Below are 20,074 nucleotides of genomic sequence, written 5' to 3'. Positions count from 1 at the left end.
GATCGTGCAAGAGGTCGGTGGGATCGGTCTAACGATTCCGCAGGTCACAGTGGTGTCCTTGAGGAGTCGGTTTCCCAGCGACTCCCCACAGGAGCATTCCATGGCACTCGACTCGTACGTCGGACTCGGCCGTTCCGGCCTCAAGGTGAGCCCCTTCTGCCTGGGCGCGATGAACTTCGGCGAGGACGGCGGCTTCGGCAGCGGCGTCGAGGAGTCGGAGAAGATCCTCCAGACCTACCTCGACCGCGGCGGCAACTTCGTCGACACCGCGAACTTCTACACGAACGGCCACTCCGAGGCGATCCTCGGCGACTTCCTCGCCGCCCGCCCCGCCCTGCGCGACCGCCTCGTCCTGGCCACCAAGTTCTACGGCAACCTCCACCTCGGCGACCCGAACGGCGGCGGTGCGAGCCGCAAGGCGATCATCGGCCAGCTGGAGGACTCGCTGCGCCGCCTCCGCACCGACTACATCGACCTGTACTGGCTGCACAACCACGACCGTTCGACCCCGGTCGAGGAGACCCTGCGGACGCTGGACGACCTGGTGACGGCGGGCAAGATCCGTTACGTCGGCTTCTCGGACACCCCCGCCTGGTTCACGGCCAAGGCGCACACCACCGCCCTGCTGCGGGACTGGACCCCGGTCACCGCACTGCAGATGGAGTACTCCCTCCTGGAACGCACCATCGAGGGCGAGTTGATCCCGCTCGCCCAGGACGCGGGGATGGGCGTGCTGCCGTGGAGCCCCCTCAAGAGCGGTTATCTGTCCGGGACATACACGCGCGAGCAGTCAACTCCCGCCGACACCAGGCGTTCCGCGGTCCTCGGCGCCCCAACTCCGGCCCAGTTCACGGTGATCGACGCGGTCGCCGAGGTCGCGCGGGAGACGGGCGCGACCTCCGCCGCCGTAGCGCTGTCCTGGATCCAGAACCGCCCCGGCATCACCTCCACCCTCATCGGCCCCCGCACCCTCGCCCACCTGGAGGCCAACCTCGCGGCCCTGGACCTCCACCTCACCCCGGCCCAGACCGCCAAGCTCGAGGAGGTGTCCACCCCGACCCTCAACTTCCCCTACGACCTCAACCGCCAGGTCGGCGACATGCTCAAGTACGCGGGGGCGACGGTGGACGGTGTGGAGAGCGCGGTGTATCCGCCGTTGGCGGCGAGTGGGGTTCGGTACTGAGAGGGAGCCGGGAGCCGGTAGTCGTACCGGGCCCGCCGATGGCCTCAAATCCCTTGTACGGAAAGGTATTTCGTGGCTTGCCCGAGGGGTCGTTACGGTCGATTCCATGGATGCTCAGAACCTCCCGACGGCCGAGGAACTCATGGCCGCACTGCGCGCCGATGACGTGTCCTCGGTGGAACTGACCGACGAGGCGATCACCCGTATCGAGCGGGACGACAAGGCCATCAACGCGATCTGCGTACCGGACTTCGACCGGGCCCGGACCGCCGCACGCGCCGCCGACGAGGCACGCGGCCGGGGCGAGGACCGCCCGCTGCTCGGACTGCCGGTGACGGTCAAGGAGTCGTACGACATCGCCGGGCTGCCCACGACCTGGGGCATCCCGGCACACCGGGACCACATCCCCGCCGAGGACGCGGTGCAGGTGTCGCGGCTCAGGGAGGCGGGCGCGGTGATCCTCGGCAAGACCAACGTGCCGCCTGCCCTCCAGGACGTGCAGAGCTTCAACGACATCTACGGCACCACCAACAACCCCTGGGACCACACCCGCACGTCGGGCGGTTCCTCCGGCGGATCGGCGGCGGCCCTGGCGGCCGGGTTCGGCGCGCTGTCCATCGGGTCGGACATCGCCGGTTCGCTGCGCACCCCCGCGCACTTCTGCGGCGTCTACGCCCACAAGCCGACCCTCGGCCTGGCACCCAGCCGGGGCATGGTCCCGCCGACCGCGCCGCCGTACCCGGCCGAGCCGGACCTCGCGGTCGTCGGCCCGATGGCACGCGGCGCCCGCGACCTCACCCTCCTGCTCGACGTCATGGCCGGCCCGGACCCGCTGACCCTCGGGGTGGCCTACGGCCTGACCCTGCCGCCCGCCCGCCACGAGCGGCTCGGCGACTTCCGCGTCCTCGTCCTCGACGACCACCCGCTCATCCCGACCGGGTCCGCGGTACGGGCGGGCGTGGAACGGGTCGCCGACGCGCTGGCCGACGCCGGCGCCCGCGTCGAACGGCACAGCCCACTGCTGCCTGACTTGACCGAGGCGGCACTGCTCTACACCCAGCTCCTGTTCGCGGGCTTCTCCGCGCGCTTCCCCGTCGAGTTCTACGAGGAGTGGCGGACCCGTGCGGCCGCGCTGGGGGCGGACGACCAGGGGCTCGACGCGGCGCGGGTGCGGGGCCTGGTGTTCAGCCACCGCGACTGGATCGAGGCGAACGGCCGCCGCGAGCGGCACCGGCAGGGCTGGCGGCGGCTCTTCGAGTCGTTCGACGCGGTGGTGTGTCCCGTCACGCCGACACCCGCTTTCCCGCACGACCACCACCCCGACGGGGAGCAGCGGCGCCTCGACATCGACGGCGTCCAGTACCCGTACTTCGACCAGCTCGTCTGGGCAGGCGTCGCGACCATGCCCGGCCTGCCCGCCACGGCAGTACCGGCCGGCCGCTCACCCGAGGGGCTGCCGGTGGGGGTACAGATCATCGGGCCGATGTGGGAGGACCGGACGCCGTTGCGGTTGGCGGAGCTGTTGGAGGAGAGGGTTGGGGGGTTTGGTGGGGTGGTGGGGTAGGGCGGGAGTCGGGGGGCTACGGGGGTGGTTTTGGGGAGGGGGCGGTTGCGGGGGTGGGGCGGGGGGTGTGGTGGGTGCGGTGGTGCGGTGGGTGTGGTGGTGCGGGTGGGGCGGTTTGGTGCAGTCGGGAGGCATGGTGCTGCGGTCGTGCGGCGGATCAGGGGGCGGGCTGGTGCGGTCGGGGAGGGGTGGTGCACTCGGAAGGCACGGTGCCGCGGGGGTGGGTCGGTGTGGGCGAAAGGCGGTGCGGTCGGGTGCGAGTCGGAAGGCCGGGCGGCCGTAGGGACGGGGCGGTACGGTCGTAAGGCGGGGCGCGGCGGCCGTGGGCGCGGGGGCGGGTCCGTTGCGGAATCGCCGGGGGCCCTCGTGTGTTGAGCACACTGGGTAAAGGGCGCCGGTGAGGTATGTGCCGAGCAGCCCCCGTGACCGAGTGACGGAAATTGGAGGGTCGCAATGGCTGCGCAGACGCAGAGGGCCGTGCTGGCGGGCGGATGCTTCTGGGGGATGGAGGAGCTGGTCCGCCGGCTCCCGGGCGTGACGGCGACCCGGGTCGGTTACACCGGCGGAGACGTGCCGAACGCTACGTACCGTAACCACGGGACGCACGCGGAGGCCATCGAGATCCTCTTCGACCCGGAGCAGACCGACTACCGCGCGCTCCTGGAGTTCTTCTTCCAGATCCACGACCCGAGCACCAAGAACCGCCAGGGCAACGACATCGGCCTCAGCTACCGCTCCGCGATCTACTACGTCGACGACGAGCAGAAGCGCATCGCCGAGGACACGATCGCGGACGTCGACGCGTCGGGCCTCTGGCCGGGCAAGGTCGTCACCGAGGTGGAGCCGGTGGGCCCGTTCTGGGAGGCGGAGCCGGAGCACCAGGACTACCTCCAGCGGTATCCGGACGGCTACACCTGCCACTTCCCCCGGCCGGGGTGGCGACTGCCGGCTCGTACGGAGGGCTGAGCGGGAGAGGTGGGTCGGGGTCGGCCGTGGGGGTCGGCCGTGGGGGTCGGCCGTGGGTTCGCTCCTCGGGTTCGGCGGAGCTGAGCCTTTGACTGGGTCCGGTGGCCTGGCTCTTATGGGCTGGGCCGCGGGGCCTTGGCAGGGTCAGTCGGCCAGGCAGTCGTCATGACCGGCTGACGGTGTCCCCGCCGACCCACCGCCGGTAGGCATCCGCATCGACATTGCTGCCGCACACAACGGTGACCACATGCCGGCCGGCGAAACGGTCCCGGTCCTCCAGGATCGCCGCGATGCCGAGCGCGGCCGACGGTTCGACGACGAGGCCCGCGTGGTCGTGGAGCATCCGCATACCGGCGACGATCGATGCCTCCCGGACGAGGACGGCGTCGTCGGCGACGAGCAGGAGATCGTCCAGGACGGCCGGGATCGGGTACCGCCCGGCGACACCGTCGGCGATGGTGTCGGTCGAGTCGGTGGTGACGACACGGCGCGCGTGCCACGACCGCGTCATCGCCGGCGCGCCCGACGGCTGGACGCAGATCACCTCGACACTCGGCGCCAGGACCTTCAGCACATGCCCCACACCGGTGGCCAGCGCCCCACCACCGAGCGCGATCAGCACGGTGTCGAACGGCCGCGCGGTGCCTGCCAGTTCAGTGGGTTCCGTGGCTTCTGTGAGTTCCGTGGGCTCCGTCAACTCCGCCCGCCCCAGCGCTTCCACCAGTTCCAGACCGATGGTCGCCGCCCCCTCGCAGGTCTCGAGGTCCAGACTGTCCTCGACCAGCCGGATGCCCTCGTACCGCGCGATGGCCGCCGCCCACTCACGCGCCAACTCGTGGTCCCCGTCCACCAGTTCCAGCCGGGCACCCAGCGCGCGAATACGGTCCAACTTGGCCACCGTCGCGAAACGGGACGCCACGACGGTCACCTCGAGCCCCCGTCCACGACCGGACCAGGCAAGGGCCTGCCCGAGATTGCCCGCACTGGCACACACCGCGGCCCGCGGCCCCCGCTCGGCAAGCAGACTCGCGACCACCTCGGTACCGCGCCCCTTGAAACTCCGCACCGGGTTGGCCGTCTCCAGCTTGATACTCACCGCACACCCCAGCCCGGGCTCCAGCGCCTCGCAGCGATACAGCGGAGTACCGAGAAACACCGGGTCGATCACCCGCAGGGCCGCCCGGATCCGAGCGATGTCGAGACGCGTCTTCGTCACGACGCAGCAGCGTAACGGCGGCACAGCCGCTGTTCCATAAGGGCGGATGCCTGCGACGACCGGTGGGCGAGGCGGTCCGTTGGGCGGAGCGGTCCGTCAACCCCGAAGGTGGGCAAGGAGTTCGTCGCCCACGGGATAGGCGCGCTCCTGAGGCAGCAACCGCGCCGCCGAATCAAGGTCGCCGCCGCGAACGAGCGCGTGTATCTCGCGGGCCAGTGGCGTCACATCGCGGATGCCGACCGTCCACTCGTCCGCGTAACGCCGTACCGCCTCCCCGGAGAGACCGAGCTGCAACGAGCGGTACGACAGCGGCTGCAGACGCAGATCCCGCTCCGGTTCCCACTGCACACGGGCGGGCGCACTCCTCAACTCCCGCTGCCAGCCGACGAGATCGGGGTGCACCCCGCGGACGTAGCTCGACAGGCACGCGTTCCGCAGCGCCCACTCGAAACCCTCGCGCGTGATGTCGACAGCGAGGACGGTCTCCTGCCCCGCCTTCGTGCCCCAGCCACAGCGGTACATCATCCACAGGAACGACGGCTTGATCCACGTCATCCGGTCCCGCTTCCACGCCCCGCCGAACCGCCCCTCACGCGCGGCCGGCAGGCCGATCTCCGGGGGATATGCCTGGTAGACGGTGATCGTGGTTTCCGAGTGGACCGCACGGATGCCGCGCTGCGGTTGTTCTTCCATGGCGTACAGGGTGGGGGCGGGCAGATCACGAAGCCACTGGTTTTCGGCTGCCGTTGCCGTTGCCTGTGGTGCCCTTCATTTCCGCACCGTTCCCGTTCCCGGCGGCTCTCTATTTCTCTCTACGCCTCGCTACGGCTCCCTGCGACGCACCCCGCCCTCACGCACGCCGCCGCTCCCTGATCGCAGGCAACGCGTACTCCGTCACCGCACTGATGACCCCTCGGGCAACCGGCTCGGGGTCGGTCGTGGCCGAGATCGTCCACCAGGTGTCGCGGTTCGCGGGGAGGAGCCTGCCTATACGGCTGTGCCAGGCCGCGGCGCCGTACACCGTGTTCGGGCTGGGGCGGGCCGGCAGGTGCGGTTCGCGTCGGCGCGCCTGGGCCCAGCCGCGCTTGTCGGCCACGGTCACGTTGACCGTGAACTCGATGTGCTCCGCCGTACTGTGCGCCGCCTTCTGGAAACCGATCAGCGCCCATGTCTCCAGATGAGGTAGCTCGTACGTCCGCCCCGACCCCTTGAAGCCGAGCGCCCGCAGCCCCGGTGCGATCCGCGCCCGCATCAACGCGGTGAACGCCTGCTGCGCGGTCGGCGCGGAGCCGTCAGCCATCGGTCGGCGCCACACCTGTCGGGCAGGACACACCCGTCCCGCCGATCCCGCAGTACCCCGCCGGATTCTTGTCGAGGTACTGCTGGTGATACCCCTCGGCCGGATAGAACTCCCGCCCCTCCGCCGGGAGTATCTCCGTGCTGATCGTGCCGTAGCGCGAGCGTGTGAGGACCTGCTGGTAGGCCGTGCGCGACGCCTCCGCCGCGGCTGCCTGGGCCGGGGTGTGGGTGTAGATCGCCGAACGGTACTGCGTGCCCACGTCGTTGCCCTGGCGGAAGCCCTGGGTCGGGTTGTGCGATTCCCAGAACGTCTGCAGGAGCCTGTCGTACGAGATCAGTTGCGGGTCGTACACCACACGGACCACCTCCGTGTGGCCGGTCAGGCCCGAACAGACCTCCTCGTACATGGGGTTCTCGGTGTAACCGCCCTGGTAGCCGACCAGTGTGGTCCACACCCCGACCGGAAGCTGCCAGAACTTCCGCTCCGCACCCCAGAAGCAGCCCATGGCGAAATCGGCGACCTCAAGGTGCCCGGGGTAGGGGCCGAGCAGCGGCGTCCCGAGGACCGTGTGCCGATCGGGGACCGTGAACACCCGCTCCGGCCGACCCTGCAAAGCCTGTTCGCGGGACGGCAGTTGGGGCGTACGGCTGTGCAGGAACATACGGTCTCCAATCGGGCCTCACCACGGGTCCGTATGTCCTGAACGGGCGAGAGCCGCCGAGAATTCCGCCACGTTTGCGAAGTTACGACCCCCTCGCCGCCCAACCCCCTCGCCCCCCGGAACACGTCAGTGCGGCAGACTCGCCGGACTCCCTCCGTTCGCCTCGAACCCCGCGACCGCCAGCGCCCGGTACACCGCGAACTCCGCCGCCGGGTCCGGTGACAGGGTCCAGGGGAGGGCTCCGACATGGCCGTCGATGTGTATGAGCTGGTTCATCGCCTCGGACCAGCGCTCCGCGCGGACCAGGAAGAAGACCAGGAGATGGCGGACGTGCGCCAGCATCGGGTCGTCGGGGCGGGCCGCGTGGACGGCGAAGAGGGCGCCGTGGATCGCCTTCTCGACGACCTCGCTCTGGTAGAAGCTGCTGACCAGGTTCACCTCGGGCAGGTGCTCGAAGACCGCGAAGAGCGGCATCGCGGCGAGGAGGGAGCCCTGCGGGGCCCGCGCGGCGGCCGCCTCCGCGAACGAGTTCGCCAGCTCGCGCGAGCCGTGCCACTTCTCGCACCAGTAGTGCAGCGCCGCCAGATGCGCGCCCATGTGCGCCGGAGCGCGGTCCAGGATCTTCAGCCACAGCTGCTCGAACTCCGGCTGCGGATAGGTCAGTCCGCGTGCCACCGACAGCTCGACGATGTACGGCACGGGGTCACCGGGGGAGAGCAGTGCCGCCTGTCCGCAGGCGTCCCGTGCCTCCTCCATGATGATCCGGAACTCGTCCGTCCCCCGCGTCGACGTGCGCCATGCCTGCTGCACCAGGAACTCCGCGTGCACGGCCGCGCCGCCCGCGTCCTTCGGGTGCTCGAGCCGCCACACCCGCAGCCACTGCCCGCCCGGGGTCTCGCTGACCCCGCCGGGCCGCTGCTGCAGCTCCAGCGACGCGGCGCCCGCGAAGGCCTGCACGCGCTGCCAGCGCAGCTCACCGGTGATCTCGGTGCCGGCCAGCAGCTGCATCGCCGCGCGGTAGTCCTGGGTGCGCTGCACCAGGTCCAGGACGTCCAGCAGGTCCTGGTCGGGGCCGGGCATGCGGATGTCCAGCTCCTCCTCGCGCACGAAGCCGTACGTCGCCGGGTCCGCGGCGTCGGGGTGGCCGGGCGCGACCCGCTCGATCATGCCGCGCCTGCGCCGCATGAACGGGACCAGCACGAAGCCCAGCAAGACCAGCGCCATCAGGACCCAGAGAATCTCCATGCCTCCAGCGAACCAGACGCGTCCGACAATTGGCCAACCCGATCCGCCGCCCTGTGGAAAACCGGTGCCGACCCGCCTTCCGGCCCTGTGGAAAACCTCCGGATCGTCGTGCACCCCGCGAGCGCACTACGCTCGGGGCTCATGAGCGACAGGCACATCAGTCAGCACTTCGAGACCCTCGCGATCCACGCGGGCAACACCGCCGATCCCCTGACCGGCGCGGTGGTCCCGCCGATCTACCAGGTCTCGACCTACAAGCAGGACGGCGTCGGCGGTCTGCGCGGCGGCTACGAGTACAGCCGCAGCGCCAACCCCACCAGGACCGCCCTGGAAGAGAACCTCGCCGCCCTCGAGGGCGGCCGCCGCGGCCTCGCGTTCGCGTCCGGACTGGCGGCCGAGGACTGCCTGTTGCGTACGCTGCTCAGCCCCGGCGACCACGTCGTCATCCCGAACGACGCGTACGGCGGCACCTTCCGTCTCTTCGCGAAGGTCGTCTCCCGGTGGGGCGTCGAGTGGTCGGTCGCCGACACCAGCGACCCGGCGTCGGTACGGGCGGCCCTCACCCCGAAGACGAAGGTCGTCTGGGTCGAGACCCCCTCGAATCCGCTGCTCGGCATCACCGACATCGCGGTCGTCGCGCAGATCGCCCGGGACGCGGGCGCGAAGCTCGTCGTCGACAACACCTTCGCGACCCCGTACCTCCAGCAGCCGCTGTCCCTCGGCGCGGACGTCGTCGTGCACTCCCTGACCAAGTACATGGGCGGCCACTCGGATGTGGTCGGCGGTGCGCTGATCGCGGCCGACGAGGCGCTCGGCGACGAACTGGCCTACCACCAGAACGCGATGGGCGCGGTCGCCGGCCCCTTCGACTCCTGGCTGGTGCTGCGCGGCGCCAAGACGCTGTCGGTGCGCATGGACCGGCACAGCGAGAACGCCACGAAGATCGCCGACATGCTCACCCGGCACGCACGCGTGACGCGCGTCCTCTACCCGGGTCTCCCGGACCACCCCGGTCACGAGGTCGCCGCCAAGCAGATGCGGGCCTTCGGCGGCATGGTCTCCTTCCAGGTCGAGGGCGGGGAGGAGGCGGCCGTCGAGGTCTGCAACCGCGCCAAGGTGTTCACGCTCGGCGAGTCCCTGGGCGGCGTCGAGTCGCTGATCGAGCACCCGGGACGCATGACGCACGCGTCCGTGGCCGGCTCGGCCCTGGAGGTCCCCGGCGACCTCGTGCGCCTCTCCGTGGGCATCGAGAACGTGCAGGACCTCCTGGAGGACCTGCAGCAGGCCCTGGGCTAGCCCGCGGCCGGTCTCACCAACCCGTCAGGGGTGGGGTCGTCTCCGATGGCGGCTCCACCCAGGGATGGACCATCACCGCCCACACGGTGAACGCCACGACCGCCGTCCACAGCAACAGCCACAGCAGCCGCCGCGCGGCCCGTCTGCGCCGCAGCATCCGGCCGCCGCGCCGCACGACCTCCGCGTACAGCTCCGGCGGCACCTGCGGCGGAGTCCGGTCCATGATCCGCCGTACGGCGGCCTCCCGCTCGGGCCTGTTCACGCGCGCGTACCCCCGTCCCACGGCTTCCCGGGCCTCATGACGGCACCACCTCGGCCCCGCCCACCTTCGGCGCCGGACCGCGCGGCGGATGCAGCAGCCGCGCCGTCGCCCGCTCGCAGATCGTCCGGACCCGCTCCGGGGGCAGCCCGAGCAGCGCGGCGGCCTGCTCCTCGGCGACTCCCTCGTACAGCCTGAGGACGACGATCAGCCGCTCCTGGGGCGCGAGGGCGCCCAGCGGGCTGCCGGGATGGGGGCGGCCCCTGCCGAGGCCGCCGTACTGGTGCCAGGCGGCGCGGGCGAACCGGGTCGCCAGATACTGCCGGGCACGGTCGTACGGGTCCTCGCCGCGCAGCCGGTCCCAGCTGGCGTACGTGTGTGCCAGGGACAGCGTCAACAGGCGCCGCGCGCGCGGGTTGTCGTCCGGGGCCTCCGCGGTCAGCAGCGTGGCGGCATGCAGCAGCCGCCCTGCCGCGCCCGCGACGAACGCCTCGAACTCCCGGGCCCGGCGGGCGCCTTGGAACGCCTGCCGTTCTCGCACCGCGCACCCTCCCCCCTGAAGGACCCGGTTTCATATGAGGCCAGGGCCGTCGCGAGGTCAAGAGTTCGGTACGAAAGGCAGGAGGGCACCACGCGCGTGTGCCTGGGCCCCGCACCCTTCGGGAAGTCGCGTCCTTCAGGAAGCGGACGGTGTGTCGGTGCCCGGGACGGCCATCCGCGCGGAGAGGGCGCTGTTGAAGCGTGTGAGGAGCGCGCAGAACGCCTCGCGCTCCTCCGGTGCCCAGTCGTGTGTCAGCTCTTCCATCAACTGACGCCGGGAGGACCGCACTTCCTCCAGCCGCGACTGCCCGCGCGGGGACAGTTGCAGCACCACCGCGCGGCCGTCCTCGGGGTGCGAGGTGCGCTTGACGAGCCCGGTGTCGACGAGCGGCGCCACCTGCCGGGTGACCGTCGAGGAGTCGATCCCCATGCTCGCGGCGAGCGCCTTGACGCCCATCGGACCTTCCTTGTCCAGGCGGTTGAGCAGCAGGTACGCGGCGCGGTCCATGGAGTTGCGCACCTGTCCGACGCCGCCGAGCCGGGTCTGTTCGGCACGGCGGGCGAACACCGCCACCTCGTGCTGCAGCGTGTCGAGGAGACCGGGTTCACCGACGGTCGTCATGTCCATCGACATTTCAGGTGTTGTGGGCATGGCCGGAGGCTCGCTTCATGAAGGGGGTGCTGGGTTGGGGGACAGGGTACGCGGCCGGAAGGCAGGCCGTACCGGCGCTGCGCAAACCAGTCTCGGAGGTTGGTCACAGCCGTGGCGCGCGCCTGTGAACTGCGATGCTTGAGTCATGAGCTACAGCACGGCTGACTCCTTGCGACCCGTCACCCTCGACGATGTGCGCGGCGCCCAGAAGATGCTCACGGGCGTGGCGCGGGTGACCGCGATGGAAGGCAGCAGGCACCTCAGCCAGCTCGTCGGCTCGCCGGTGCACTTCAAGTGCGAGAACCTCCAGCGCACCGGCTCCTTCAAACTACGCGGCGCCTACGTCCGTATCGCGGGACTGCTCCCCGAGGAGCGCGCCGCCGGTGTCGTCGCCGCGAGCGCGGGCAACCACGCCCAGGGCGTCGCCCTCGCCTCCTCACTCCTGGGCGTGCGTTCCACGGTGTTCATGCCCAAGGGCGCGCCCCTTCCGAAGATCAGCGCCACCAAGGAGTACGGCGCCGAGGTGCGCCTGCACGGCCATGTCGTCGACGAGACGCTGCACGCCGCGCAGGACTACGCCCACGAGACGGGCGCGGTGTTCATCCACCCGTTCGACCACCCCGACATCATCGCGGGCCAGGGCACGGTCGGCCTGGAGATCCTCGACCAGTGCCCGGAAGTGCGCACGATCGTCGTCGGCATCGGCGGTGGCGGGCTCGCTGCGGGAGTCGCGGTCGCCGTGAAGGCGCTGCGGCCCGACGTACGGATCGTGGGCGTCCAGGCGGCGGGCGCGGCCGCGTTCCCGCCCTCACTGGCCGCCGGACGCCCGCTGTCCGTTCAGAACCCGGCGACGATGGCCGACGGCATCAAGGTCGGACGCCCCGGCGACGTGCCGTTCGGGATCGTCGCCGACCTGGTCGACGAGGTCCGCACGGTCACCGAGGACGAGCTGTCCGCCGCCCTGCTGCTGTGCCTGGAGCGGGCCAAGCTGGTCGTCGAGCCGGCCGGCGCCAGCCCCGTCGCGGCGCTGCTGAGCGATCCGCGGGGTTTCGAGGGACCGGTCGTCGCGCTGCTGTCCGGCGGGAACGTCGACCCGCTGCTGCTCAACCGCATCCTGCGCCACGGCATGTCCGCGCAGGGCCGCTACCTGGCCGTGACGCTGCGGCTCACGGACCGGCCCGGTGCCCTCGCGACGCTTCTCGGGGTGTTGTCAGTGGTCGACGCTAACGTCCTCGATGTGAGCCACGTCCGGACCGATCCACGGCTCGGGCTCACGGAGGCGGAGGTCGAGCTGCATCTGGAGACGAAGGGTCCGGTGCACTGCGCCGAGGTCGGTCACGCCCTGCGCGACGCGGGCTACACCGTCATCGACTGAGGTCGGAGCCCCTTCGCCACCCGTCCCGTCACTCGTTCGAGAAAACCTGTTGAGAGACGCGATACATCGCGTTATGGTGTGTCTCATGTCGCCCGCAGACAGCAGCATGCCGCTCCCCTGGGCAGAACAAAAGACACAAACCTAGGCTTTTCAAAGCATCCCCGACGACGTGGAGACTGATATGCCAGGCGCCATCTATGCCGAAGGCCTGGTGAAAACCTTCGGCGATGTGAAAGCTCTGGACGGCGTCGACCTCGATGTACCCGAGGGCACCGTGCTGGGCCTCCTCGGGCCCAACGGCGCGGGCAAGACGACCGCCGTCCGCTGTCTGACCACCCTGCTGCGCCCCGACAGCGGCAAGCTGGTCGTGGCAGGACTCGACGTGCTGAAGCAGCCCAACGAAGTGCGGCGCTCCATCGGCCTCTCCGGCCAGTTCGCCGCGGTCGACGAATACCTGACCGGCAGGGAGAACCTGCAGATGGTCGGCCAGCTCTACCAGATGAAGGCCAAGGCCGCGAAGGCCCGCGCCGACCAGCTGCTCGACCAGTTCAACCTCGCGGACGCCGCCGACCGCACCGCCAAGACCTACTCCGGAGGCATGCGCCGCCGGCTCGACCTGGCCGCGGCGCTCGTCGTCTCCCCGCCCGTGATGTTCATGGACGAGCCGACGACCGGCCTCGACCCGCGCAACCGCCAGATGCTGTGGGAGGTCATCAAGCAGCTCGTCTCCGGCGGTACGACCCTCCTGCTCACCACCCAGTATCTGGAGGAGGCCGACCACCTCGCGCACGACATCGCGGTGGTCGACCACGGCCGGGTCATCGCCCGCGGCACCTCCGACCAGCTCAAGGCCCGCACCGGCGGCGAGCGCGTCGAGGTCGTCGTGCACGAGCGCGACCACATCCAGATCGCCTCCGACGTCCTGCTCGGCTTCGGCAAGGGCGACACCACCGTCGAGGAGCACACCCGCAAGCTCACCGTGCCCGTCACCGGCGGCGCGAAGCTCCTCGCCGAGGTGATCCGCGAGCTCGACTCCCGAGGCATCGAGATCGACGACATCGGCCTCCGCCGCCCCACCCTCGACGACGTCTTCCTCTCCCTGACGGGCCACCTGGCCGAGGAGAAGGACGAGGAGAACAGCACGGACGCCACCCAGGACCCCAAGGACCGCAAGCACAAGAAGGAGGCCGCGAAGTGAGCGCCGTCACCGATGCCACACCGATCGCGGCGCCGAGCAGCGCGCTGGGCCAGTCCGTGCACGACTCGCTGGTCGTCGCCAAACGCAACCTCATCCGGATGTCCCGCATCCCGGAGATGGTCATCTTCGGACTGATCCAGCCGATCATGTTCGTGGTGCTGTTCACCTACGTCTTCGGCGGTTCCATGCAGATCGGCGGCAGCACCAGCGCCACCGACTACAAGAACTTCCTGATGGCCGGCATCTTCGCGCAGACCGTCACGTTCGCCACCGCCAGCTCCGGCGCGGGCATCGCGGACGACATGCACAAGGGCCTGATCGACCGGTTCCGCTCGCTGCCCATGGCGCGCGGCGCCGTGCTCACCGGGCGGACCCTCGCGGACCTCGTGCAGACCGCGCTGACCCTGCTGGTCCTCGCGATAGTCGCCGTGCTCGTCGGCTGGCGGGTCGGCTCGGACGGCGGCACCAACGCGGGCAAGGTCCTCGGCGCCTTCGGGCTGCTGCTCCTGCTCGGGTACGCGTTCACCTGGATCGGCGCCCTGATCGGCCTCAGCGTCCGTACGCCCGAGGCCGCCACCTCCGGCGGACTGATCTGGCTCTTCCCGGTGACGTTCATCTCGAACGCGTTCGTGGACACCAGCAACATGACCCCCTGGCTGCGCCACATCGCCGAGTGGAACCCCTTCAGCGCCACCGTGCAGGCCTGCCGGGTGCTCTTCGCCAACCCGGGACAGTCGCCCTCGGACGCCTGGCCCATGGTGCACCCGGTCTGGGCCTCACTGATCTACTCGCTCCTGATCATCCTCATATTCCGGACCCTGGCGGTGCGGAAGTACCGCTCGGCGACGGCCTGAGGGCGCACGGCGAAGCCCCCGGCGCCGCAAGGTCGCCGGGGGCTTCGCCGAAGGGCGGGTCCTGAGGGTCAGCCGTTGTACGGCTCGGCGCTGAGGATCGTCACGGAGGCCTTCTTGCCGTTGGGCAGTTCGTACTGCGCGACCTCGCCCACCTTGTGGCCCAGCACGCCGGAGCCCAGCGGGGACTGCGGCGAGTAGGTCTCGATGTCGGCGCTCGCGTATTCGCGCGAGGCGAGCAGGAAGGTCGTCGTGTCGTCCTCGTCACCGTCGAAGGCGATCGTCACGACCATGCCGGGCGCGACCGCGCCGTCCGCCGACGCCGGAGCCTCGCCGACCTTGGCCTTCTCCAGGAGCTGGGTCAGCTGGCGGATGCGGAGCTCCTGCTTGCCCTGCTCCTCCTTGGCCGCGTGGTACCCGCCGTTCTCGCGCAGGTCGCCCTCCTCGCGAGCAGCCGCGATCTTCACGGTGATCTCGGCGCGCGCGGGACCAGACAGGTACTCCAGCTCGTCCTTGAGCTTGGTGTACGCCTCCTGCGTGAGCCAGGTGACGTCTTCGCTGGTCTGGGTCACAGGTGCTCCTCGTAGGTACTGGGAATACAAAGCATCGCCCTACCCAGAAGAATGTTCCTTCATGGAAGGGCGAAACCACGAGCCTAACAATTCAATGGCGTCAGGGGGAGGACATAAGCCGTCAGAAATACGTCAATGCAGGTCAACGCCTACGTAACGAGGGTGACGTCAGTCGGTGTGGCACCCGAGCAGCTCGGCCGTGGTGCCCCTGGCCGTGGTGCGCAGGGTGACGACCCGGTCGATGCGGGTTGCGGAGCCGCCGAAGTGGAAGTCGGCGCGGCCCACCTCGGACTGGTCGGCGGCCTGGGAGCGCAGGGTGCAGTAGCCGGTGGTCCCGGAGTCCTTGTGGACCTCGAGATGCACCTTGACCTCGTTGTCGGAGGCCTGGAAGGTGATCACCTCGGCGCTGATCTTGGCCTCGACGACGTAGTGGTAGGCGAAGTACCCGACGAGGGCGAGCAGCAGCGCGGCGAGGACGGCGCCGGCGATCTTGAGCTTGTGGTCGGCACGCTCGTCCGACGAGCGGCCGTAACGGCCCTCGGGCAGGCGCGCACTCGCCGTACTCATGATCGTCCTTTCGGCAAGGGGCCGTGGAAGCGGGCCCCCGGAATTATTCGCCCCCGGATTCGGTCACTATAGAAGCGCCGATCGCACCCCAGGACACCGGGGCGCCGACTTACTGAGGATTGAGTCTTGACTGACCAGCTGCGACTGATGGCCGTCCACGCACACCCCGACGACGAGTCGAGCAAGGGCGCGGCCACCATGGCGAAGTACGTGTCCGAGGGGGTGGACGTGCTGGTCGTGACCTGCACGGGTGGGGAGCGCGGCTCCATCCTCAACCCGAAGCTGCAGGGCGACACGTACATCGAGGAGCACATCCACGAGGTGCGCAAGAAGGAGATGGACGAGGCCCGCGAGATCCTCGGCATCAAGCAGGAGTGGCTCGGCTTCGTCGACTCGGGGCTGCCCGAGGGCGACCCGCTGCCGCCGCTGCCCGAGGGCTGCTTCGCGCTGGAGGACGTCGACAAGGCGGCCGGCGAGCTGGTGAAGCAGATCCGTTCGTTCCGCCCGCAGGTGATCACCACCTACGACGAGAACGGCGGCTATCCGCACCCCGACCACATCATGACTCACAAGATCTCGATGGTGGCCTTCGAGGGCGCGACGGACACCGCGAAGTACCCGGAGTCGGAGTACGGCCCGGCGTACCAGCCGCAGAAGCTGTACTACAACCAGGGCTTCAACCGGCAGCGCACCGAGGCCCTGCACAACGCGCTGCTGGCGCGCGGCCTGGAGTCGCCGTACGAGGACTGGCTGAAGCGGTGGAGCGAGGCCGAGCGGACGGAGCGGGTGCTGACCACGCACATCCCGTGCGCCGAGTTCTTCGAGATCCGCGACAAGGCGCTGCTCGCGCACGCCACGCAGATCGACCCCGACGGCGGCTGGTTCCGGGTGCCGATGGAGATCCAGAAGGAGGTCTGGCCGACCGAGGAGTACGAGCTGGCGAAGTCCCTCGTCGCTACGTCCCTCCCCGAGGACGACCTCTTTGCGGGCATCCGCGACAATGCCTGACATGAGCTCAAGCGCAGCCCTGGCAATGACGCACCTGGTCCCCCTCGCCGAGGTCGACGAGAACAAGGTCACCCCCGGCGTCCTCGGCTTCATCGTGTTCGCGGTGATGGCCCTGGCCGTCTGGGGCCTGATGAAGTCCATGAGCAAGCAGATGAACAAGGTCGACTTCAAGGAGACCTCGGATCCGCGGGCCGAGTCCGGGGAGCAGACCGAGGGCAAGGCCGAGTCGCGGGCCGACTCCGGGACCGCCGCCCCGGCGGAACCCAAGGCCAAGCAGGGCTGACCCGCCGGCCTGCGCGAGCGGTGCTCGGGGGTGCCGGCCGCCATCACCCCCTGCCCTCAGGGGGTGCCGGCCGCCGCCACCCCTTCTCAGGAGGTGGCGGACACCGCCACCCCCATCACCTCCCGCGCATGCCGGCTCGGCACCATGCCGAGTCGCCAGGCCTGCCAGCCCGCGTCCAGGTTCACGCCCCGCTCCAGCAGCAGCTGGTACGCCTCCACGTAGTCGTCGAGCTTCGTGTCGCGGTGCGGATGCCGGGTGCGGGCCAGCTGGGCCAGTTCCTCCTGGGCGACCGCCGTGCCGACCTCGACCCCGCCGGGGGCCGCGTACGGCAGCAGTGTGGAGCGCAGGAAGTGCGCCCAGTCCTCGCCGCGGTGGTCGCCGTACGAGGTGAAAAGTCCTACGGCCTCGTCGCACAGCGCCAGGGCCTGTTGGGTACGGGCGTTGCCCGCGTCGACGACCGCGAGCTCCAGGCAGGTCTACGCCTCGCCGTGGGCGACGCCGATGCGCTGGAAGTCGGCGCGGGCGTCGACCAGCAGCTGGCGGGCGAACCCGGAGTTGCGCAGCGAACCCGTCTGGGCGGCGCGCTGGTCGCGGGTCACGCGTGCCGAGTGGTGCCGGGCGCAGGCGAGGCCGTAGACATCGCGCATGCGGGAGAACATCGTGCGGGAGCGTTCCAGCTCGCGGACCGCGAGGTCCAGGTTGCCGGTCTCCTCCAGGGCCTGGCCGAGGTAGTAGACGGTCCAGGCCTCGCCGCGCGCGTCCTCGTTGTCGCGGTGCCGGGCGGCGGCCTGGCGCAGGCCGTCGATCGCGGGGGACGGGTCGCCGGCGACGAGGCGGGCGCGGGCCAGCTGGGTCAGCGCCCAGGCCTCGCCACGGGCGTCGCGGGTGCGGCCGTAGAGGCCGAGGGCGGTGGTGAGTTCGGACTCGGCGCGCGGGATGTCGCCCATGCGCAGGCCGAGTTGGCCCAGCTGGAAGTGCGCCCAGGCCTCGCCGTGGACGGATTCGCCGGCGCGGTGCAGGACCAGGGACTCGGTCAACAGCCGCATGGCTTCCGGGAGTCGGGCCCGGTCGCGTTCGACGGCGGCCAGCGCGTGCATGGTCCAGGCGCGGTCGGTGGCGAGTTGGGGCGGCGCCTGCAGGTCGAGGGCCTCGCGGAGTTTCGCCGCCGCCTCGGTGAGGTTGCCCTGGTGGTGGAGGGTGATGCCGAGCGAACAGAGGGCACGGGCGGCGCCCGCGTCGTGATGGGCCTCCATGTAGAGGTCGACGACCGAGGTCAGCGTGGTGCGTGCCTTGTCGAGTTCGCCGAGCTGCCGGGCCGCGATGCCGGTGCGCCACTGCACCGAACGGACAAGCAGGCCCTGGTCGACGGCCTGCGCCAACTCGCTGATCTCACCGAGGCGGTAGAGGTCGCCGCGCAGCAGGCAGTAGTCGCAGAGCGCGCCCAGCAGATTCAGTACGGCACCCTGGTCGACGCCCTCCGCGTGCCGCAGCGTGGAGGTGATGAAGCTCGACTCGTCGTCCAGCCAGCGCAGCGCCTCGTCGAGCGAGGTGAAGCCGTGCGGGCCGAAGCGGTCCGAGCGCGTCGACATGTTGCCGTCGACCAACCGCAGGACGGAGTCGGCGAGTTCGCCGTAGTTCACGATCAGCCGCTCCTGCGCGGCCGTACGTTCCGAGGGCTCCTCCTCGTCGAGGAGGCGGGCCAGGGCGAAGGCGCGGACCAGGTCGTGCAGGCGGTAGCGGGTGCCGCGGACGTGGTCGATGAGGCCTGCCCGGGACAGGGCCGTCAGCTGCCGGGTGGCCTCGGCCTCGTCGGCGCCCAGCAGGGCCGCCGCGGCTGCCGCGCCCAGCGAGGCCCGGCCGGCCAGCGCCAGCCGGCGCAGCAGCGTGCGCGCCGGGTCGGACTGGTCGGTGTAGCGCAGCCACAACGCCCGCTCGACCGGCTCCACCGGGCCGTACGCCCCGAGATCCGTGGCGAGTTGACCCGGTGAGCGCGCGCCGAGGGACGAACCGGCGATCCGCAGCGCGAGCGGCAGCCCGCCGCACAACTCCCTGATCCTGTCAGCCGATTCGGCGTCGTACGGCTCCGAGCCGTCCTGCGCCGCCGCGCCGAGCAGTTCCTCCGCGCCCGCCGCGTCCAGCGACTCCACCGGCAACTGGTGCACCCAGGCGGCGAGTTCGGCGGGCAGGTCGAGGGGCTTGCGGGCGGTGACCACGACCAGGCTGTCCGAGCGTTCGGGCACCAGCGTGGCCACCTGCGCGATGTCGGAGGCGTCGTCCAGGACGATCGTCACCGGCAGACCGGTCAGGTGCTGGTGGTACAACTCGCTCAGCCGCTTGACCTGTTGGTCGGGCGAGGAGCGCTCGCGGAACAGCAGCTGCTCGCGGGGCGCGCCGAGCCGGTTCAGCAGGTGCAGCAGGGCGTCACGGGTGGGCAGCGGCGGCTCGCCCGGGCTGTCGCCGCGCAGGTCCACCACGCAGGCCCCGCGGAACTGGTCCCGCAGATCGTGCGCGGCCCGCACCGCGAGCGTCGTACGCCCCGAACCGGGCGCGCCGTGCAGCACGACCACGGTCGGCCGGGTCTCCGTACTTGCCCGCCCCGCCTGCACCAGCTGCCGAATCCGGGCCAGCTCGGCCCGCCGCCCGGCGAACACGCCGACCGCGTCCGGGAGTTGGCCGAAGGACTGCTCCAGCACACTCCGCCGCCGCGCCGCCGCGCTCTTGTCCGCACCGCGCAACTGCGGCCCCGGCTTCCGCGTCGGCCCGGTAGAGGCGGCCAGCACCCGCTGCTGGTCGAGGAACGGCCGGATGCCGCGCACCTCCAGCGCCGTCAGCCACTGCAACCGCAGCTGCTCCGGCCCACCGGGCTGGCTCACGGCACCGGCACGGTGATGCGCGGCGGGCAGATGCGACGCGGTCACCTTCACGACGGTCGCCGCCGCGCCCACGACACCGACGGTCACCCCGGCACCGAACGCCGTACCGGTCCCGGTGCCGAGGGCGAGGTCGGCGACCACCGCCGCGACGGCGGCAACGGCCGCCACCAGCAGGGGAGTTCCGCCACCCTCCTGCGCATACCGCTGCCCGAAGGTGAGCTGCCCCGCCGACGCCTCGTCGAGAGCCCCCGTATAGGCCGCGTACTCCTCGGCCGCCGTCTCCGCCATGGCGTCCAGAGCGGCCCGGGACCGCGCCAGCAGCACCTGCCCGTCCGTGCGCCCGCCGGAGCGCCGCACCTCCTCCTCCACGGCCCGAGCCAACAGCCGCTCGGCATCGGTCCGATGCCCGTCCCGCATGTCACGTCCCCCTCCGGCGGCAACTCCCTTGCCTACGAGTGTCCTTCG

19 protein-coding genes and 1 pseudogene are annotated in these 20,074 nt (G+C 70.7%); 9 read left to right on the top strand and 11 right to left on the bottom strand.

Features of this window, described 5'->3' with window-relative positions; translation table 11 throughout:
- Positions 1 to 100 precede the first annotated feature (100 nt).
- The 3 genes from OHT77_RS17665 to msrA (OHT77_RS17655) all read left to right on the top strand — a co-directional run bounded on the left by OHT77_RS17665 (position 101) and on the right by msrA (OHT77_RS17655) (position 3,713).
- Positions 101 to 1,183 carry an aldo/keto reductase gene (locus OHT77_RS17665; protein ID WP_328829431.1) on the top strand — a complete coding sequence of 361 codons (1,083 nt, stop codon included), beginning with the start codon at positions 101 to 103 and terminating at the stop codon, positions 1,181 to 1,183.
- A 106-nt stretch (positions 1,184 to 1,289) separates the two neighbouring features.
- Entirely contained in the window at positions 1,290 to 2,747 is a 1,458-nt protein-coding gene (locus OHT77_RS17660) for an amidase (protein ID WP_328829430.1), read from the top strand.
- A gap of 453 nt (positions 2,748 to 3,200) precedes the next feature.
- Positions 3,201 to 3,713 (top strand): peptide-methionine (S)-S-oxide reductase MsrA, encoded by a 513-nt coding sequence (gene msrA / locus OHT77_RS17655; protein ID WP_266771903.1) that lies wholly within the window; start codon positions 3,201 to 3,203, stop codon positions 3,711 to 3,713.
- Positions 3,714 to 3,876: 163 nt separating this feature from the next.
- Here the strand turns inward: msrA (OHT77_RS17655) and OHT77_RS17650 are convergent, their stop codons facing one another.
- From OHT77_RS17650 to OHT77_RS17630, 5 genes are all read right to left on the bottom strand, one after another.
- Complete coding sequence (locus tag OHT77_RS17650) at positions 3,877 to 4,929, bottom strand: threonine ammonia-lyase (RefSeq protein ID WP_328829428.1); 1,053 nt, start codon at positions 4,927 to 4,929, stop codon at positions 3,877 to 3,879.
- A gap of 96 nt (positions 4,930 to 5,025) precedes the next feature.
- Positions 5,026 to 5,622, bottom strand: a complete 597-nt coding sequence (locus OHT77_RS17645) for a DUF4291 domain-containing protein (RefSeq protein WP_328829427.1) — start codon at positions 5,620 to 5,622, stop codon at positions 5,026 to 5,028.
- Between the two features lie 157 nt (positions 5,623 to 5,779).
- Positions 5,780 to 6,229 (bottom strand): DUF4304 domain-containing protein, encoded by a 450-nt coding sequence (locus tag OHT77_RS17640; RefSeq protein WP_328829426.1) that lies wholly within the window; start codon positions 6,227 to 6,229, stop codon positions 5,780 to 5,782.
- Positions 6,222 to 6,890 (bottom strand): peptide-methionine (S)-S-oxide reductase MsrA, encoded by a 669-nt coding sequence (msrA, locus tag OHT77_RS17635; RefSeq protein ID WP_328829425.1) that lies wholly within the window; start codon positions 6,888 to 6,890, stop codon positions 6,222 to 6,224. The genes OHT77_RS17640 and msrA (OHT77_RS17635) overlap by 8 nt, the downstream gene beginning before the upstream one ends.
- 126 nt (positions 6,891 to 7,016) lie before the next feature.
- The gene (locus tag OHT77_RS17630) at positions 7,017 to 8,135 is read right to left on the bottom strand and encodes a hypothetical protein (protein WP_328829424.1); all 1,119 of its coding nucleotides are present in this window, start codon (positions 8,133 to 8,135) and stop codon (positions 7,017 to 7,019) included.
- A gap of 141 nt (positions 8,136 to 8,276) precedes the next feature.
- Here OHT77_RS17630 and OHT77_RS17625 point away from each other — a divergent pair, with 141 nt between their 5' ends.
- Positions 8,277 to 9,431, top strand: a complete 1,155-nt coding sequence (locus OHT77_RS17625; protein ID WP_328829423.1) for a cystathionine gamma-synthase — start codon at positions 8,277 to 8,279, stop codon at positions 9,429 to 9,431.
- 13 nt (positions 9,432 to 9,444) lie between these two features.
- On the opposite strand, the gene OHT77_RS17620 is transcribed toward OHT77_RS17625, so the two are convergent.
- From OHT77_RS17620 to OHT77_RS17610, 3 genes are all read right to left on the bottom strand, one after another.
- Positions 9,445 to 9,693, bottom strand: coding sequence for a hypothetical protein (locus OHT77_RS17620; RefSeq protein ID WP_266771930.1), 249 nt, complete (start codon positions 9,691 to 9,693; stop codon positions 9,445 to 9,447).
- A 34-nt stretch (positions 9,694 to 9,727) separates the two neighbouring features.
- A complete protein-coding gene (locus OHT77_RS17615; RefSeq protein ID WP_328829421.1) occupies positions 9,728 to 10,231 on the bottom strand; it encodes a sigma factor-like helix-turn-helix DNA-binding protein in 504 nt (167 codons plus the stop codon).
- Between the two features lie 135 nt (positions 10,232 to 10,366).
- On the bottom strand, positions 10,367 to 10,864 hold the full coding sequence (locus tag OHT77_RS17610) for a MarR family winged helix-turn-helix transcriptional regulator (RefSeq protein ID WP_266776710.1): 498 nt from the start codon (positions 10,862 to 10,864) through the stop codon (positions 10,367 to 10,369).
- Positions 10,865 to 11,027: 163 nt separating this feature from the next.
- Here OHT77_RS17610 and ilvA point away from each other — a divergent pair, with 163 nt between their 5' ends.
- The 3 genes from ilvA (at position 11,028) to OHT77_RS17595 (ending at position 14,309) form a co-directional block, all read left to right on the top strand.
- On the top strand, positions 11,028 to 12,257 hold the full coding sequence (gene ilvA / locus OHT77_RS17605) for a threonine ammonia-lyase (protein ID WP_328829420.1): 1,230 nt from the start codon (positions 11,028 to 11,030) through the stop codon (positions 12,255 to 12,257).
- A gap of 181 nt (positions 12,258 to 12,438) precedes the next feature.
- Positions 12,439 to 13,455: an ATP-binding cassette domain-containing protein gene (locus tag OHT77_RS17600; RefSeq protein WP_328829418.1), complete on the top strand. Its 1,017-nt coding sequence runs from the start codon at positions 12,439 to 12,441 to the stop codon at positions 13,453 to 13,455.
- Positions 13,452 to 14,309, top strand: coding sequence for an ABC transporter permease (locus OHT77_RS17595; RefSeq protein ID WP_328829417.1), 858 nt, complete (start codon positions 13,452 to 13,454; stop codon positions 14,307 to 14,309). The genes OHT77_RS17600 and OHT77_RS17595 overlap by 4 nt, the downstream gene beginning before the upstream one ends.
- A gap of 68 nt (positions 14,310 to 14,377) precedes the next feature.
- Here OHT77_RS17595 and greA read toward each other — a convergent pair whose 3' ends face one another.
- Together greA and OHT77_RS17585 are read right to left on the bottom strand one after the other, a co-directional pair.
- Positions 14,378 to 14,878, bottom strand: a complete 501-nt coding sequence (gene greA / locus OHT77_RS17590; RefSeq protein ID WP_266771939.1) for a transcription elongation factor GreA — start codon at positions 14,876 to 14,878, stop codon at positions 14,378 to 14,380.
- A gap of 168 nt (positions 14,879 to 15,046) precedes the next feature.
- Entirely contained in the window at positions 15,047 to 15,445 is a 399-nt protein-coding gene (locus tag OHT77_RS17585; RefSeq protein ID WP_328829416.1) for a DUF4307 domain-containing protein, read from the bottom strand.
- A gap of 147 nt (positions 15,446 to 15,592) precedes the next feature.
- On the opposite strand from OHT77_RS17585, the gene mca reads away from it, so the two are divergent.
- Positions 15,593 to 16,453 (top strand): mycothiol conjugate amidase Mca, encoded by an 861-nt coding sequence (mca, locus tag OHT77_RS17580; protein ID WP_328834265.1) that lies wholly within the window; start codon positions 15,593 to 15,595, stop codon positions 16,451 to 16,453.
- Entirely contained in the window at positions 16,446 to 16,736 is a 291-nt protein-coding gene (locus OHT77_RS17575; RefSeq protein WP_328829415.1) for a hypothetical protein, read from the top strand. Before mca ends, OHT77_RS17575 begins: the two co-directional genes overlap by 8 nt.
- Before the next feature lie 86 nt (positions 16,737 to 16,822).
- On the opposite strand, the pseudogene OHT77_RS17570 reads toward OHT77_RS17575, so the two are convergent.
- Positions 16,823 to 20,026 (bottom strand): annotated as a pseudogene (locus OHT77_RS17570) (tetratricopeptide repeat protein).
- Between the last annotated feature and the right edge of the window lie 48 nt (positions 20,027 to 20,074).

Origin of the sequence: Streptomyces sp. NBC_00252, from assembly GCF_036187565.1 — a bacterium.
Classification (GTDB): domain Bacteria; phylum Actinomycetota; class Actinomycetes; order Streptomycetales; family Streptomycetaceae; genus Streptomyces.
Note: the sequence above shows the minus strand (reverse complement) of the source record. Positions and strands in the feature narration are given on the sequence as shown.